A 16,995-nucleotide genomic window follows, 5' to 3' on the forward strand; every position below is an offset into this window, starting at 1 on the left:
ATTGCATTATCCGGCATGGGCCGAAGCAGCGGCCCATGCCGTGACGCTATCGATCTTTGCGCCGATATAGGCGGGATCATCCGCAAGTTCGGCGAGTTCGGACAGGCGATGGAAGCCGGTCAGAATGGCGATGCGCCGACGGTCGAGCCGGCGACCTGTCAGCGTCTCATAGGCCGAGACGATACGCGCCGTCAGATCGGGTGAGATGAAGTTCGAATAGATGAATTCCTGATGCAGCGGCCCGAAGCCGGAATCGGCGAAGTCATAGAGACCGTTCAGCCTGCCCGCAGCATGATCGAAGGCCATATTCCAGCCGTGACCGTCGAAGAAGCCGTAGGTGTTGCCGTAAGGATCAGGAGGCAATGCCTGGAAATCCCAGATGATCTTTTCCGCATAGCTTGCCAATTCAGAGGATAACAGCGGCAGGGCCTTGTCCCTGACGGTCTCGGGCGATTGCCACGGCAGGATCGGCCCGGCACCAAGCGCACGCATGCGGTCGTCATCGAGATCATGCAGTTCGGCATAGAAGCGGGCGAGATCGTCGCCGAGACGCTGGCGGGCCGCGTTCGGCAGAGCCTCATAATCGTCGGTGATGAGATGTTCGCCTTGGATCTTGGCGTGGCTGGAGAAGATCGGCGGGCCGTCATGGATGCGCATATCGGGGACCGCGATCGACAGCGACGGCCCAAGGATGCCGAGAAGGGCGGCCTCCTTCAGCAGCGCCCGTTCGGCGGCCGGATTGCGCGGAAACTTGAAGATCAGGCGGTCATCTACATCGATGGCTATCGAGTCCCAGCCCTTCGTCGCGAGCCTGAAAACGGAAGCCGTAAGCTCCGGAAAGATGTTGGTGATGAGTGAGCGAAATTCACCGGCATTCAACTCAGCCATGACTGCCTGCCTCTGCGTTTTCCAGGTTCCATCCCGCGCGAGATCTGCAGTGCAGCTCAAAAGTGGTTCGCCAATGCAGTCTGCGCTTGGCAGGTCACCAGGTGGACGACGCTGCCTACCCAAATATATATTAGTATAGCTTGAATATTACAGGATGTTCATTACGAAAATTTAAGCCGTTATAACTGGTTAGTGATCACCGCGGGGGTGATTATGTCTTTTTTGCGCCGCAATATAGGCGGCTCAATCAGCGTAGAAAATCATGCAATCTGCCCAAGACAAAACCGGTCTCGCCCATGAAGAAATTTTTCTGGATCACCGTCAGCATTATAGCCGTGGCCGCAGTTGGCTTCTGGCAGTTCGGGGATAAAATCCCCTATGCGTCCGATATCCCCTATCTGTCACAGCTCATCGACAAACCTGAGGGCGGGCAGCATAGCGGCCATCAGCAGGCGCAGGCCGATCAGGCCCAAAGCGGCGGCGGGCAGCAGGGTGGTCAACAGCAGGGTGGCGGGCGCAGGCGCGGTGCCGGTGGCCCCACTATGGTCAAGACCGTGGCAGCCGTGAAGGCCGCTCTGCCCATGGATGTGACGGCGACCGGCTGGGCCGATGCCGAGAATAATACGACGATTGCCGCGCAGGAACAGGGCCTCGTCGTCAGCATCGAAGCCGAAGACGGTGCGACGGTCAAGGAAGGCGACCTGATCGCCAAGCTGGACGACCGCACGGCAAAGGCCGCCGTCGACAAGGACAATGCGATGATCGTGCGCGATACGGCAACGCTCGCAGAATCCGAGACGGCGCTGACCCGGGCGCAGGACCTCTTCAACCAGAAGGCCGGAACCCAGCAGAGCCTCGATCAGGCCAAGGCTGCCCGTGATACTGCGGCCGCAACCGTCGAAGCCGACAAGGCTACGCTCGCCTCGGACCAGGTCATCCTCGAGCATACCGATATTCGTGCGCCTTTCGACGGCAGGCTCGGCGATATCGCCCTCAGCAAGGGCGCTTTCGTCAATGCCGGTGCGGCCATCGTCACCATTGCCAAATACGATCCGATCTATGTGAAGTTCCACCTGCAGGAACGTTACCTGCGTGAACTGAAGAAAGCGCTGGCCGTCGGTCCGGTCGAAGTCAGCACGGCACCCAATTCCACCAAGGGAAAGGTGCGCAAGGGCGAGATCAGCTTCTACGACAACACTGTCGACACCGCATCAGGCACGATCCTTGCCAAAGCGAAGTTCGAAAATGCCTCCGGCGCTCTGTGGCCCGGCCAGTCGGTCAATATCGTCGTGCATTTCAACAATGACGAGCAGCAGGTGGTCGTGCCGACGGTTGCCGTCAGCCCCGGCCCCGACGGTTTCTTTGCCTTCGTGGCCAAGGACGGCAAATCGCATCTGACGCCTGTGACCGTCGCCCGCGCCAATGGGGGCTTCACGGCCATCGCGTCAGGCCTTTCGGAGGGCGACCACGTGGTCGTCGAAGGCCAGGGCCAGCTCAACGACCAGCAGGCGGTCAGCGAGCAATTCGACGACAAGACGCTTGATGTCGCTTCCGCTGACGTGCCTCAGCAACAGCAGCAGGCCGAGACGATCGCGGTGGGGGCTCAGCAATGATCCCGAATTTCTGTATTCAGCGCCCGGTCGCAACAACGCTGCTTGCGATCGGCGTCATTCTGGCAGGTCTTGCGGGCTATCGGCTCGTGCCGGTCGCGGCTCTGCCGCAGGTCGACTTTCCGACTATCAACGTCTCGGCGCAGCTGAGCGGCGCCTCGCCGCAGACGATGGCGACTTCGGTCGCGACACCCTTGATCAAGCAGTTCGAAACGATCCCCGGCATCAGCGAGATCAGCGCGTCGAGTTCGCTCGGCAGCACCAGTATCGTGCTGCAATTCGACCTGAACCGCGATATCGATGCGGCCGCCGCCGACGTGCAGGCGGCCATTTCGCATGCGACGCGGCAGCTGCCCGACAACATGACGACGCCGCCGAGTTACCGCAAGACCAACCCGGCCGATGCGCCGATCATGCTGCTTTCGGTGCAAAGCAATACCATGCCGCGCAGCAAGCTCGACGAGATCGCCGAAGACATCATCTCGCCATCGCTGTCGACGCTTCCGGGCGTCGCCCAGGTCAGCGTCTTCGGCGCGCAGACCTATGCCGTGCGCGTCGAGGTCGACCCCAACAAGCTGCTCACCCGCGGTATCGGCATCGATACCGTCAACAAGGCGCTTGCCGCTGCCAACAGCCAACAGCCCGTGGGCACGCTGCAGAACAATTCGCAGGCCATGACCATCACGGCCAATACGCAGCGCACCAACGCCGAGCAGTTCCGTTCTCTGGTCATCGCCAATCCGAATGGCGCGCCGATCCATCTCGGCGATATTGCCGATGTCCAGGACAGCGTCGAGAACCAGTATACGGGCAGCTGGTATGACGGCCAGCGCGGCATCATCCTGGCCATCCAGCGCCAGCCGGATGCCAATACTGTCGACGTCGTCGACGCGATCAACGCCAAGCTGCCGCAGCTTCACGCCGAGATCCCGCCCTCGGTCAACACGGTCATCATGAACGATGCCGCAAAGCCGATCCGCGATGCCATCGCCGACGTGAAGTTCACGCTGCTTCTGACGATCGGCCTCGTCGTTCTTGTCATCTATCTCTTCACCGGTCATGCAACGGCTACGATCATTCCGGGCCTTGCCGTTCCGCTGTCGCTGATCTCGACCTTCGGCATGATGTACGTGCTCGGCTACAGCATCGACAACATATCGCTGCTGGGTTTGACGCTCGCGGTGGGTCTCGTCGTCGACGACGCGATCGTCATGCTGGAAAACATCTTGCGCCATGTCGAGGAAGGCATGCCGGTGCGGGAGGCGGCGATCAAGGGTGCCGGCGAAGTCAGCTACACCATCATTTCCATGTCGGTGTCGCTGATCGCGGTCTTCATCCCGATCCTGCTGATGGGCGGTGTCGTCGGCCGCGTGTTCAACGAATTCGGCATGGTGGTGGCGATTGCCATCATCGCTTCGGCGATCGTGTCGCTGACGGTGACGCCGATGCTCGGCTCGCGCCTTTCCAACAACCACAGTCGCCCGCCGCTGCTCATCCGCATCTTCGATGCCGGTTTCGAGCGGACGCTGCGCGGCTATGACAATGCAGTCGGCTGGTGCCTTCGCCATCGTCCTTTCATCCTCGGGATCTTCCTCGCGTCCGTCGCGCTGACCGTCTATTTCTTCATGACGCTGCCGACGAGCTTCTTCCCGCAGGAAGATATCGGGCGCCTGACGATCAGCACGCAGGCGCGACAAGATATTTCCTATTCGGCGATGGAGGCCCTGCAGCAGCAGGCGGCGGCGGTCGTCAAGGCGAACCCGGCCGTCAACCACGTGATGTCGACGATCGGCGGCAACCCCAACAAACCCCAGAACAACGGCTCGATGTTCGTCGAACTGAAGGAAAAGGATCAGCGTGAACCGCTTGACCGGACACTGCGCGAGCTGCGCACTGATATCAACAAGATCCCCGGCCTGCAGGCCTTCGTGACACCGAACCAGAGCCTGCGCTTCGGCGGCCGTCAGACTGCCAGCCAATATCAGCTGGTCATCCAGGCGCTGAACGCCGACCAGACCAACCTATGGGCCGGCAAGATCCAGCAGGCGATGCGCGCCGACCGCCTGTTCACGGACGTGACCTCGGATGCGCAGAACAATGCGCTGCAGGCGAGCATTGTCATCGATACCGAGCGGGCAGCAGCCTACGGGATCGACAACGACACGCTGCGCACGACGCTGCAGGAATCCTTCAGTGGCTTTGCGGCCGCGGAGATCCAGTCGACGGGCGACAGCTACGATGTCATCGTCGAATATGACACGAGCAAGCCCTGGGATGATCAGAAGCTCTCGGAAATTCGGGTCGCTTCTTCCAATGGCAGCCTGGTGCCGCTTTCGAACTTTGCGCATGTCGAGCGCACGGTCGGACCCGTCACCATCAACCAGACGGGCCAGCTCGTCTCGACCACCGTTTCCTTCAACCTGCCGGAAGGCGTATCGCTCAGCGACGCGACGGCGAGGATCGATCAGATCAAGAAGGACCTCGACATGCCGGCCGACGTCTTCACCTCCTACGGCGGCACGGCAGAGATCTTCCAGCAGTCGCAGGGCAATACGCCCTATCTGATCCTGGCGGCGGTGCTGACCATCTATGTCGTGCTCGGCGTGCTCTATGAAAGCTTCATCCACCCGCTGACCATCCTGTCCGGCCTGCCGGCGGCGGCCTTCGGTGCGCTTCTGGCGCTCAAGATCATGGGCTTCGACCTGTCGATCATAGCGCTCATCGGCCTCCTGATGCTGATCGGCATCGTCAAGAAGAACGCGATCATGATGATCGACGTGGCTGTGGAAACCATGCGAACGACGGGCGAGAAGGCGACGGCAGCGATCCACGAAGCCTGCGTGCGACGCTTCCGCCCGATCATGATGACGACTTTCTGCGCCCTGCTCGGTGCCCTGCCGATCGCACTCGGCACGGGTGCGAGCTCGGAACTGCGCCAGCCGCTCGGTATCGCCGTCGTCGGCGGCCTGATCGTGTCGCAGCTTCTGACGCTGTTCATCACACCCGTCATCTTCGTCGAAATGGACCGCTTCGGGAATTTCCTCCACCGCATGCTCAGCGGCCAGAAGAAGGAGGAAGAGCATGTGGCAGCGGAAACGAGGGCGATCGCCGCGGAGTAAACAGACAAAAGGGCGCCTTCCGGCGCCCTTTTCGCATCAGCGGCCTTCGACCAGCTTTGGCAAATCCGTAACCAGTGAATCCCGTGTCTCGAAACTGACGGGATTGTCACTGTAGCGGTGATTGGCGATATAGAGCCTTGCAAAGATCAGCCGCCGGTCACCCTTCGTCGCCCAGCCGACAAACCAGCCGAGCGGCCGTTCATAATTGGTCTTGCCGGCCGCGTTGCGCAGCCAGCCGGCGCCGGTCTTGCCCTGGATATCCCAGCCGTCGGCCGCTTGGAAATGCGGCACGATGGCCTCCGTCATCTGCCGCGCGCGCTGCGAGATCGGCAGGCTGCCGGTGCGGAAGCGGCGCAGGAAGCGCACCTGATCCTCGGCGGAGATCCTGAGCGACGACATCAGCCAGGATTCGGTCAGCCCATCCGTGTTATCAGGACCGCCCGAGACATCCTCATTGCCGTAGCCGAAGCGCCTGACGTAATCGGCAAAGGCGCGCTTGCCGAGCTTGCGGGTCAGCGCCTGTGAGAACCAGACGATGGAATCCCGCTCCCAGATGGTCGGGTCAGTGTCCTTCTGCTCGCGCTGCGGTCGCTTGAGCTTCGGATCGTATGTCCAGAGCGGATTATGCTCATCGACCAAAATGCCGGCATCATAGCCCATCATGGCCAAAGGCAGTTTGAAGGTCGATTGCGGGTAGAAGCCCTGATCGCAATTGCCCTGACGGTAAATCGTCTCGCCGGTCTTCTCATCGATGATGACGGTGCAGCGGATCGGATCAGCGGCATCGGCCGACGATACATTCATGGAAAATGCTGTAATACTTATGGAAATTGCCAGAAGAAGAAGTCTTTCGAAGGCCACTTTCGTTCTCCATATGGTTCGACCTCAGCTTTCTAGGCCGGCCTGGAAGGCCCGATCAAACGATGATATTTCCGGTCAGGCATAAATCAGATTAGGCCATTGCCATGGTTCGACCATATTTGCCGCTGAACTCGCTGCGCGCCTTCGAGGCGGCGGCGCGGCATCTTTCATTCACTCGGGCGGCGATCGAACTCTGCGTTACGCAGGCGGCCGTCAGCCATCAGGTGAAGCTCCTGGAACAGCGCCTCGGGGTGAGCCTGTTCCGCCGCTTGCCGCGTGGGCTGATGATCACGGAGGAAGGGCTGGCGCTCCTGCCTGCCCTGCAGGATTCCTTCGACCGCATGGCCGACATGCTGGAGCGTTTCGAGGGCGGCCATGTGCGCGAGGTGCTGAAGCTCGGCGCCGTCGGCACGCTCGCCGTCGGCTGGCTGTTGCCGCGGCTTGCCGATTTTCGCGAGCAATATCCCTTTATCGATCTCAGGCTTTCGACCAACAACAACCGCGTCGATATTGCCGCTGAAGGGCTCGACTATACGATCAAGTTCGGCAATGGCGCCTGGCACGACATAGAGGCCGAACCGCTGTTCGAAGCGCCGCTCTCGGTGCTCTGCACTCCCGCAATCGCCCGCCAGCTTTCCTCCCCTGACGATGTCGCCCATCAGACACTGCTGCGCTCCTACCGCGCCGACGAATGGCCTGGTTGGTTCGAGACGGCAGGCGTCACACCGCCGCCGATCCGGGGCATGGTCTTCGATTCCTCCGTGCTGATGATCGAGGCGGCGCTCCAGGGTGCGGGGGTTGCGCTGGCGCCACCCTTGATGTTTTCCCGCCAGCTTGCAGCGGGGGAGCTGGAGCAGCCCTTCCCGATCTGGATTTCCAAGGGCAGCTACTGGCTGATGCGGCTCAAATCCCGCTCCGTCACGCCCGCCATGGAGATGTTCCGCAAGTGGATCGGCAGGATGGCCGAGGAGACGCGCGCACACGTCGGAAAGTAATTTGGTCGGGTTGCTTTCCACCCTCTCCTGTGCGATCACGCGCCTCTCACAACATGTCAGGGGCGCACCATAAGGCGCCCTTTCGTATTTCGGGGCACCTGCCCCGGTTTAATGATTTTCGACAGATCTGATAGGGAGCACGGCCATGGCACGGGCGCTCGGGCTTGACTTCGGCACGACCAATACTGTTCTGGCGCTGGCAGATGGCGGCGCAGACACGCATTCCATATCGCTGACCAGCAGCGCCGGCACGGCCGACAGCATGCGCACCGCGCTCTCCTTCATGAAGGATCCGCAACTCGGTGCTTCGGCGCTGAAGGTCGAGGCCGGGCACGCGGCAATCCAGCAGTTCATCGACAATCCCGGCGACTGTCGTTTCCTGCAGTCGATCAAAACCTTTGCGGCAAGCGCGCTTTTCCAGGGCACGATCATCTTCGGCAAGCGCCAGAGCTTCGAAGACCTGATGGAAATCTTCATCCGGCGCCTGCGCCATTACGCAGGCGAGAACTGGCCCGATGATACCAGCCGCATCATCGCCGGCCGCCCGGTGCATTTTGCCGGCGCCAGTCCGGATCCGGTGCTGGCGGTGCAGCGCTACAACGAGGCGCTGACGCGCTTCGGCTTTCCGGAAATTCACTATGTCTACGAGCCTGTTGCGGCTGCTTTCTACTTCGCGCAGAACCTGAAGTCCGATGCGACCGTTCTCGTCGCCGACTTTGGCGGCGGTACGACCGACTATTCCCTGATCCGCTTCGAGACCAAGGCAGGTAAACTGACGGCAACGCCGATCGGCCATTCCGGTGTCGGCGTGGCAGGCGATCATTTCGACGCCCGCATGATCGACAATATCGTCGCGCCGCTGATCGGCAAGGGCAGCCATTTCAAGAGCTTTGACAAAATCCTTGAGGTTCCCTCGAACTACTATGCGAGCTTCAGCCGCTGGAACCAGCTGTCAATCTTCAAGACCTCCAGGGAATTCGAGGATCTGAAGAAGCTGGTGCGCACGGCGCTGGAACCGGAGAAGCTGGAAACCTTTGTCGATCTCATCGACCATGACGAAGGCTATCCGCTCTATCAGGCGGTCTCGGCAACGAAGATGGCGCTTTCCTCCGCAGAGGAAGCCCCCTTCGATTTTGCTCCGCTTGGGCGCGGCGGCCACCGCACGATCAAGCGCAGCGATTTCGAAAGCTGGATCGTCGACGACCTCGCCCGCATCGAAGGCGCGCTCGACGAGGTGCTGGAAAAGACCAATACGGATGCATCCGGCATCGACAAGGTATTCCTGACCGGCGGGACGTCGTTCGTGCCGGCCGTGCGGCGCATCTTCACCGAGCGCTTCGACAGGGACAAGATCGAGACCGGCGGCGAATTGTTGTCGATCGCCCATGGTCTGGCGCTGATCGGCGAACGCAGCGATATCGACCAATGGACTGTGCAATAACGGGCGAAAGGGCGTGGGCTGCTCTGCCCGCCCTTTCATTGCCGTTTTCGCTCCGCTAAAGTCGCACCATGATCTCCGCCAACGACCTGAGTCCGGCCGAACTTGCAGCGCTTCTGCATTTCCATGCGGAAGCGGGTGTGGATTGGCTGCTGGAGGAAGAGCCCGTCGACCGTTTCGCCGAATTCGAGGCGATGAAGGCGGCACGCCGTTCGGCAGCTCCGGCCACACAGCCGCAGCCGGAACGGCAAATACCCGCCCGCCCTGCACCAGAGCAGCGCGCGGCCGCACCAGCTCCTGCCTCGCGGCCGCAACCGGCAATCCCTGACGGCGACGCGGTGCAGCAGGCGCGGTTCGCGGCCGCGAGCGCCCGCTCGCTTGCAGAACTCAAGACGGCGCTCGAAGCCTTCAATGGCTGTAATCTGAAAAACAGCGCCCGCTCGACCATCTTCGCGAGCGGCAATCCGGCAAGCGGTATCATGGTGATCGGTCCGGCGCCGGGTGCGGACGACGAGCGCGAAGGCACGGCCTTCGCCGGCCGGCAGGGCCAGTTGCTGGACCGGATGCTGGCCTCGATCGGCCTTGAGCGGTCAGCCATTCTCCTGACGCAGATCATTCCCTGGCGTCCGCCGGGCAACCGCATGCCGTCGGCGGCCGAAACTGAAATCTGCCGTCCCTTCATCGAGCGGCAGATCGCGCTTGCCGAACCGCGCGCCATTTTGCTACTCGGCAATTACACGGCGCGCTTCTTCTTCGGCGAGAATGACACGATTCACGGGCTTCGCGGCCGGTGGAAGGAGATCGCTGTCGCAGATCAGATCATTCCGGCCATCGCCAGCCTGCATCCGCAGGACCTGTTAACCGCGCCGGTCAATAAGCGGCTGGCCTGGAGCGATCTGCTGGCCTTTCAGGCTAGACTTAAAGAGCTGTCTCTGCTTACAAATTAGCCAAGTTTAAAAATATTATGAATTTGTCCATGCAATATACGCATGGCTGCATCCTGCAAGGGTGCATTGAAGAATCAATGCTGCACTGCAATATAGAAGGCGTGTCTTGGGAGGAACGAACAGGAACCAAGGCCATGAGCAAGCGTTTTCGTCCTATACATTGCGGGTTTGAAACCCTGCGCCAAGCAAGCGATCAGGTTCGCACTACCCAGGGCTACAGCCGTTTCGGCTTTGCCACAAACGAACAGATGATCGCCCGCGGCACCGGCATCAGCAGCCGTACCTCGCGTCCGGCCGCGATTTTCGCCGATTTCCAGGAATATTGAAGATTCCGGAATGATGATCCGGCAGGCGGTTCGCCTGCCTTTTCGTATTTCCGAAAGTAACGACAGATGTCCACAATTCTGATTTCACTGCTGCGCAATATACACTCCTTCGAGCATATCCGTGCTGCCGTCTGTGCTGCTCACGAATATCGTCGCGAGCTTTCCGACACACCGCCAGAGGCCATGACCCCGGCTTCCGCGATCGCGCTCTGAGAGCACAGTTTGCTGGAATTACTTCAGCAGTTTTCGGCCTCGAATCTCGCCTTTGCCCATTCGAAGGCTTCGTCCACATAGGCGAACTTGATCGCCTGCCAGCCGACATATTCCCTCAGGAAATCGCGCGACAGCCACAGTTGCGACTTCCTCGGCTCGTCGTGCCAGCCGAGACAGCCGCGCTGGGCACCCTTGGCGAGCAGCCGCTGGAGATGCGTGCGCGACATCATGAAATCACCGGCGAGCGGGCGGGTCTCCACCCTGCCGATCGAGAGCCGTGCCGGATCGCTTCCCTCGAGATCGAGCCGGGACATGAAATGATCGATGACCATACCGCCCGCTTCCGTCCAGAGGAATAGCGCCACCTGTTCAGGCGGTTCGCGCCATCTGCTATCTTCGAGGCAGTTATAGGCGACACGCGGTTGGATCCGGCGGAAAAGCACAGGATTTTCATGTAGAAACGTCGCCCGGTTTCCGCCATCGATGAGGTCAAGCGCCCCGAGGTTGGAGTGCAACCAGCCGAACATTGCCTGATGGCTGACTTCGGCCGGCTCGAAATGGCGCGGGCGGCGGCGTTCGTCACCGGGCGTATGGGTAATGAAGCGGTAGGTAAAGAGCTCTTCGATGAAGGCCAGCACCGTGTTGCGGCTGGCAATCTTGTGTGCCGTGATCTTGCCGGTCAGCCGAACGGCAGTGAAACCTGAAGTCGGGTCCTGCGGATTATATTCCAGATGCAGCGCATAGGCCGTCTGCGTCAGCAGCCAGCGTTGATGCGAGGCCAGCAGGCGCGCCAGCCGCGGCCCCGCATCGAACAAGCCGCGCATTTGCCCGGCCAGGAAACGAATGCTCACCACAAAGGAAGGGTTCTGCGCCAGTTGCTCTGCCGTGAACGCCATATGCTTTTCCTCACCCTCGCTCGCAAGCCAGCGTTCGGAGCAGCGATACCGAAACTCCCCCGGCATCTATGGCCTATCGATTATGCATAGCTTTGAATAAATGAAAGTAATTCACTTTCATATCCATATTTTCGGGCGAAGCGATATCCTAAGATTTTGCCAGTTCTGCTCTTTTTTGAGGATAGGTGGGCATAATTTTTCAATCACTACGATATTAATTCGACGTATAATATGGGTTCAGCCGCTCAGGATTGCTGTGCGCCGGCTTTTCGCGCTTCCCGACGCTCGAGGCCAAGCTGATGCTCGCGATAGATGATGAAGATGCCGGCGGCGATGACGATGACGGTGCCGAACAGCATGGTGCTGCTCGGAATGTCGCCGAAAACGAAATAAGCGACGATACCGCCAAGCAGGATCGAACTGTATTCGAACGGAGCGATGGTGGACACGTCCGCATGCCGGTAGCTCTCGGTCAAAAGGATCTGCGCCACACCGCCGCAAAAACCGGCTGCGATGAGGAAAAGTGCCGAGGGCCAGTCGAGGAGAAGCCAGCCGAAGGGGATCGTCGCCAACGAGAAGACAGAAGCAGTGATCGAAAAGTAGAGCACGATCGTCGCCGTCTTCTCGTCCTCGACAAGGCGGCGAACCTGGATCATCGCCATGCCGCCAAGCACGGCCGACAAGAGTACGCAGAGTGCCCCGACTGCCTGTTCGGTCGCCATGCCGCCTTCGCGGAACAGCGTGAGCTTCGGCCAGGAGATGATGGCGACACCGATGATGCCGAAGCAAACGGCGCTCCAGCGGTAGACGCGCACCGTCTCTCCCAGGAAGACGGCCGCGAAAATGACGGCGATGAGCGGCGTGGCGTAACCGAGCGCAATCGCTTCGGGGAGCGGCAGATGCAAAAGCCCGTAGAAGCCCAGTCCCATCGAGATGATGCCGAGCGTGCCCCGCTTCAGATGGCCGATCGGATTAGCGGTGTAGAAGGCAGAGCGCAGTTGATGTCGGTAGCCGAGATAGGCCATGATCGGAAACAGCGCGAAGAAGGAGCGGCAGAAGGTCACCTGCCCCGGCGGGATGTCCGACCCTGCCAGCTTGATGAATGTCTGCATGGCCAGGAAGACCACGACCGACGAGACTTTCAGCGCAATGCCTCTCATCGGGTTTCTGAGAACCGATTCCATGATTCAGGCTCTTATGCGGGCATGCCGAGCGGGGAGACGCGTTCGACTCGAACGCAGCGGACGAGTTTCTCATCGTAACCGAAGAAATGTGCCGATGGGGAAAAATCTGCGCGCACTCGAGCTCCGTGGGTCCATTCGGACGCACACATGACGCTCCAACTCCTGGAATCTACGTATCAGGCTTTCCGAAAATTTTCGAACCGACGCTGTAGCCAGCAAGTATTAGCCGCTTTTCATCTGCCGCTTTTCTGTGCAAGTCCGTTTTCTAATCAAAAAACTTCGCGTTTTACGTTCATTCCCCCGAAAATGTTCAGATTCGGACCCTTTGCGTTAACCGGTTGCAAACCATGCCACCGCATCGTTCTCAACTAATTATCATACAAAAGAATCGCATTCGTTCCGCAGCCAGTCACGTCACATTTTTTAGGATCCTTTTGATGAAGCCGCTCAGCGCAGAGATCATATCCCAGTCACAAAACGCAACGCCCCGCTCGATGCGTGTCGTGACCGATGGCATCAGCACCGATCTGGAGCGTTTCAGCACCGACAACACCAGTATCGTCAAACAGATCAAGCTGCTTGCCATCAACGCGCTGATCGAAGCGGCACGCGCAGGTGAAACCGGCAAGGGCTTTGCCGTCGTCGCCAATGAAGTGCAGCGTCTGGCGCAGATCGCGACCGAAATCACCAGCAAATTCGAAAGCAACGTACTCGGGCGCATCGGGCTCAGCCGTGTGATGGCGGATTCGCTGGTGACCGAAATGGAAGGTGTGCGGCTGACCGATCTCGCGCAGACACTGGTTCAGCTTATCGTGCGCAACCTGTTCGAACGCACCGCCGACGTGCGCTGGTGGGCGACGGATCCGGCGCTCTGGCAGGCGTTGCAGGAGCCGGACAAGGATCGGATCGCCTTCGCAGCCGAGCGTCTCGGCGTCATCAACCGCTTCTATACCGTCTATCTCGACCTCGTCATGACCGATCTCTCCGGCCGGGTGATCGCATCGGCCAACCCGACTTTCCAGCGCAAGATATCAGGTTCATCGCTTGCGGGAGATCCCTGGTTCAGGGCCGCCGCAGGCTGCGCTTCCGGCGACGACTATATCGTCGATGAGGTAAAACCGAGCCTTCTGCACGACCAGCGGCATGCGCTTGTCTACGCGACCGGCATCCGGGAAGGCGGCAAGCTCGACGGCAAGCTGCTCGGCACGCTCGGCGTCTATTTCGACTGGCAGAACCAGGGCCAGTCGATCGTCGAGAAGGAAGCGAACCTGCCGCCGCAGCTTGCGGAGAAGACCACTGTCATGCTGCTCGACGGCGCAAGCCGGGTGATTGCCAGCACCAATCCAGCCATGCTGTTTGCCCATTTCGCGCTCGCCAATCAGACCAGCCAGTCGAAGGGCAGCTATTACGACAATAACGGCTCGATCGTCGCCTTCGCCCGCACGCTCGGCTACGAGGATTATGACGGGCTCGGCTGGTATGGTGTCGTGGTGCAGCAGACGGAAAGCGATGTTGCGATCAAGAACGCCCTCAATCTCAAATAGCAATCTTCTTCTGCTGCATGCACGATAATTCGACCATAATAATTTGGCTGTGAACTTCTCGTTCACTGCCAATTTGCTTTAAGTTTAGTTCAGACTTTAATGTAATCATGGCCGCCAATTTCAGCAGAGCGCGCCCCGCCTCTGCATTCGGCCATTGTCTAAAAAAGGTCTTCAGGCAACATGCGAACAGATACCGGTCAGGTCGTCAATCTGGCAGATTACCGCCCAACAGATTTCGTGCTGGAACGCGTCGACCTGACCCTCGAACTGGATCCGACGGAAACAAAGGTGGAAGCCCGGCTGATCTTCCATCGCCGCGAAGGTGCCGATGTCTCCGCTCCCCTTGTTCTCGACGGCGACGAACTCAATCTTTCCAGCCTTCTCTTCGACCAGAACGAATTGGCGCCGGAGCGCTACACGGTAACGGCCGAAAGCCTCACCATCCGCGACCTGCCGGAAACAGCGCCTTTCGAAGTGACCGTCACCACGATCATCAATCCGGAAGCCAATACCCAGCTGATGGGTCTTTACCGCACGAGCGGCATCTATTGCACGCAATGCGAGGCCGAAGGCTTCCGCCGCATCACCTATTTCCCCGACCGGCCGGATGTGCTGGCGCCCTATACGGTCAACATTATCGCCGACAAGGATGCCAATCCGCTGCTCCTGTCGAACGGCAATTTCCTTGGCGGCGCCGGCTATGGTCCGGGCAAGCATTTCGCCGCCTGGTTCGACCCGCATCCGAAGCCGAGCTATCTCTTCGCGCTGGTTGCCGGTGATCTAGGCGTCGTCGAAGACACGTTCACCACGATGTCCGGCCGCGAGGTCGTGCTGAAGATCTATGTCGAACATGGCAAGGAGCCGCGCGCAGCCTATGCCATGGACGCGCTGAAGCGTTCGATGAAGTGGGATGAAGACGTGTTCGGGCGCGAATACGATCTCGATATCTTCATGATCGTTGCCGTGTCCGACTTCAACATGGGGGCCATGGAGAACAAGGGCCTCAACATCTTCAACGACAAATACGTGCTCGCCGACCCTGAAACGGCGACCGATGCCGATTACGCCAATATCGAAGCGATCATCGCGCATGAATATTTCCATAACTGGACAGGCAATCGCATTACCTGCCGCGACTGGTTCCAGCTCTGCCTCAAGGAAGGCCTGACCGTTTATCGCGACCACGAATTCTCGTCGGATCAGCGCTCGCGCCCGGTCAAGCGCATCGCCGAAGTTCGCCACCTGAAATCCGAGCAGTTCCCGGAAGACGGTGGCCCGCTCGCCCATCCGGTGCGCCCGACCAAGTATCGCGAGATCAACAACTTCTATACGACGACGGTCTACGAGAAGGGCAGCGAAGTCACGCGCATGATCGCGACCTTGCTCGGCCGCGAGACCTTCAAGAAGGGCATGGACCTCTATTTCGATCGCCATGACGGGCAGGCCGTCACGATCGAGGATTTCGTCAAATGCTTCGAGGATGCGAGCGGCCGCGACCTTTCGCAGTTCTCGCTCTGGTACCACCAGGCAGGTACGCCGCTGGTCACCGCCTCCGGCACCTATGATGCAGGCGCCAAGACTTTCAGCCTGTCGCTGGAACAGATGATCCCCGCTACCCCCGGCCAGCCGACCAAGGAGCCGATGCACATTCCGCTGAGCCTCGCGCTCTTTGCCGAGGACGGCTCCAAGATCGAGCCTGCTACCGTCGACGGCGCCGAATATGCCGGCGAGGTGCTGCATTTGACGGAACGGACTCAGACGGCCGTCTTCCACGGCGTTGCCTCGCGTCCTGTTGTTTCGATCAACCGCAGCTTCTCCGCACCGATCAACCTGCATTTCGACCAGAGCCCGGCTGATCTCGCCCTGCTCGCCCGCAACGAGACGGATCATTTCGCCCGCTGGCAGGCGCTGACGGATCTGGCGCTCCCGAACCTCCTGAAGGCCGCCCGCGATGCCCGCGAGGGTGCGCCGATCGTCTGCGAACAGACCTTCGCCGATACGCTGATTGCGGCCGCCGCCGATGAGAGCCTCGAGCCCGCCTTCCGCGCCCAGGCGCTGGCCTTGCCGAGCGAGTCCGACATTGCCCGCGAACTCGGCAGCAACATCGATCCCGATGCCGTACATGCGGGCCGCCAGGCGATCCTGAAGCAGATCGCCGAAGCCGGCAAAGCCACCTTCGCGGCCCTCTATGACGCGATGATCACATCAGGCGAATTCAGCCCGGATGCCAAAAGCGCCGGTCGCCGCGCGCTGCGCAATACTGCCCTTACCTATCTCTCCTATGCCGAGAGCAGCCCGGCTCGTGCCAAGGCCGCCTTCGACGGCGCCAACAACATGACCGATCTCAGCCATGCGCTGACGATCCTCGCCCATCGCTTCCCCGACAGTGCAGAGGAAAAGGCGGCACTCGAAGCCTTCCGCAGCCGTTTCCAGGAAAATGCGCTCGTCGTCGACAAGTGGTTTGCGATCCAGGCCGGCATTCCCGGACAGGGCGCAGTCGATCGCGTCAAGGCACTGATGGAAAACCCGCTCTTCAAGCGGACCAACCCGAACCGCATGCGCTCGCTGGTCGGCACCTTCGCCTTCGGCAATCCGACCGGCTTCGGCCGCGCCGATGGCGAAGGCTATCGCTTTCTGGCCAGCCAGATCCTCGATATCGACCAGCGCAACCCTCAGCTTGCCGCACGCCTGCTGACCTCGATGCGCTCCTGGCGATCGCTGGAATCGGTTCGTGCCGATCATGCACGCTCGGCATTGCTCGAGATCGAAGGGGCAGCCAACCTTTCGACCGATATCCGCGATATCGTCGAGCGCACCCTCAAGGGGTGATTTGCCGCAATGATTTGCCGCCTGGCTGTCTTGAGTTCTTCAGGCAGCCAGGCCGGCCATTGACGAATCCCTGTGAAAAACCAGCAATCACAAATGGTTAACAAATTTTTACCGTCAGCTCTGGACAAGGCGAATCACGCATGAT

The 16,995-nt window shown here is 60.1% G+C and carries 13 protein-coding genes; 9 read left to right on the forward strand and 4 right to left on the reverse strand.

The window, feature by feature from the left end:
• Positions 1–6: 6 nt before the first annotated feature.
• Complete coding sequence (locus FHT78_RS13645; RefSeq protein ID WP_183744542.1) at positions 7–888, reverse strand: aminoglycoside phosphotransferase family protein; 882 nt, start codon at positions 886–888, stop codon at positions 7–9.
• A 296-nt stretch (positions 889–1,184) separates the two neighbouring features.
• On the opposite strand from FHT78_RS13645, the gene FHT78_RS13650 reads away from it, so the two are divergent.
• Positions 1,185–2,501 (forward strand): efflux RND transporter periplasmic adaptor subunit, encoded by a 1,317-nt coding sequence (locus FHT78_RS13650; RefSeq protein WP_183744545.1) that lies wholly within the window; start codon positions 1,185–1,187, stop codon positions 2,499–2,501.
• Positions 2,498–5,617, forward strand: a complete 3,120-nt coding sequence (locus FHT78_RS13655; protein ID WP_183744548.1) for an efflux RND transporter permease subunit — start codon at positions 2,498–2,500, stop codon at positions 5,615–5,617. Before FHT78_RS13650 ends, FHT78_RS13655 begins: the two co-directional genes overlap by 4 nt.
• Before the next feature lie 36 nt (positions 5,618–5,653).
• Here the strand turns inward: FHT78_RS13655 and blaOXA are convergent, their stop codons facing one another.
• Positions 5,654–6,478: a class D beta-lactamase gene (blaOXA, locus tag FHT78_RS13660; RefSeq protein WP_183744549.1), complete on the reverse strand. Its 825-nt coding sequence runs from the start codon at positions 6,476–6,478 to the stop codon at positions 5,654–5,656.
• A gap of 104 nt (positions 6,479–6,582) precedes the next feature.
• On the opposite strand from blaOXA, the gene FHT78_RS13665 reads away from it, so the two are divergent.
• From FHT78_RS13665 to FHT78_RS13685, 5 genes are all read left to right on the forward strand, one after another.
• On the forward strand, positions 6,583–7,473 hold the full coding sequence (locus FHT78_RS13665; RefSeq protein WP_183744552.1) for a LysR family transcriptional regulator: 891 nt from the start codon (positions 6,583–6,585) through the stop codon (positions 7,471–7,473).
• A gap of 145 nt (positions 7,474–7,618) precedes the next feature.
• The gene (locus tag FHT78_RS13670; protein ID WP_183744555.1) at positions 7,619–8,914 is read left to right on the forward strand and encodes an Hsp70 family protein; all 1,296 of its coding nucleotides are present in this window, start codon (positions 7,619–7,621) and stop codon (positions 8,912–8,914) included.
• 68 nt (positions 8,915–8,982) lie between these two features.
• Positions 8,983–9,858 carry a uracil-DNA glycosylase gene (locus FHT78_RS13675; protein ID WP_183744558.1) on the forward strand — a complete coding sequence of 292 codons (876 nt, stop codon included), beginning with the start codon at positions 8,983–8,985 and terminating at the stop codon, positions 9,856–9,858.
• Positions 9,859–9,992: 134 nt separating this feature from the next.
• A complete protein-coding gene (locus FHT78_RS13680; RefSeq protein ID WP_113427356.1) occupies positions 9,993–10,184 on the forward strand; it encodes a hypothetical protein in 192 nt (63 codons plus the stop codon).
• Between the two features lie 66 nt (positions 10,185–10,250).
• Positions 10,251–10,397 (forward strand): hypothetical protein, encoded by a 147-nt coding sequence (locus tag FHT78_RS13685; protein WP_183744562.1) that lies wholly within the window; start codon positions 10,251–10,253, stop codon positions 10,395–10,397.
• A gap of 23 nt (positions 10,398–10,420) precedes the next feature.
• Here the strand turns inward: FHT78_RS13685 and FHT78_RS13690 are convergent, their stop codons facing one another.
• On the reverse strand, positions 10,421–11,293 hold the full coding sequence (locus FHT78_RS13690; RefSeq protein ID WP_183744565.1) for a hypothetical protein: 873 nt from the start codon (positions 11,291–11,293) through the stop codon (positions 10,421–10,423).
• A 245-nt stretch (positions 11,294–11,538) separates the two neighbouring features.
• A complete protein-coding gene (locus FHT78_RS13695; protein ID WP_183744568.1) occupies positions 11,539–12,477 on the reverse strand; it encodes a DMT family transporter in 939 nt (312 codons plus the stop codon).
• A 437-nt stretch (positions 12,478–12,914) separates the two neighbouring features.
• On the opposite strand from FHT78_RS13695, the gene FHT78_RS29655 reads away from it, so the two are divergent.
• Positions 12,915–14,021, forward strand: coding sequence for a methyl-accepting chemotaxis protein (locus FHT78_RS29655; protein WP_183744571.1), 1,107 nt, complete (start codon positions 12,915–12,917; stop codon positions 14,019–14,021).
• Between the two features lie 180 nt (positions 14,022–14,201).
• Entirely contained in the window at positions 14,202–16,850 is a 2,649-nt protein-coding gene (gene pepN / locus FHT78_RS13705; protein ID WP_183744574.1) for an aminopeptidase N, read from the forward strand.
• The last annotated feature ends 145 nt before the right edge of the window (positions 16,851–16,995 follow it).

The organism is Rhizobium sp. BK196 (genome assembly GCF_014193255.1).
In the GTDB taxonomy this organism is placed as follows: domain Bacteria; phylum Pseudomonadota; class Alphaproteobacteria; order Rhizobiales; family Rhizobiaceae; genus Rhizobium.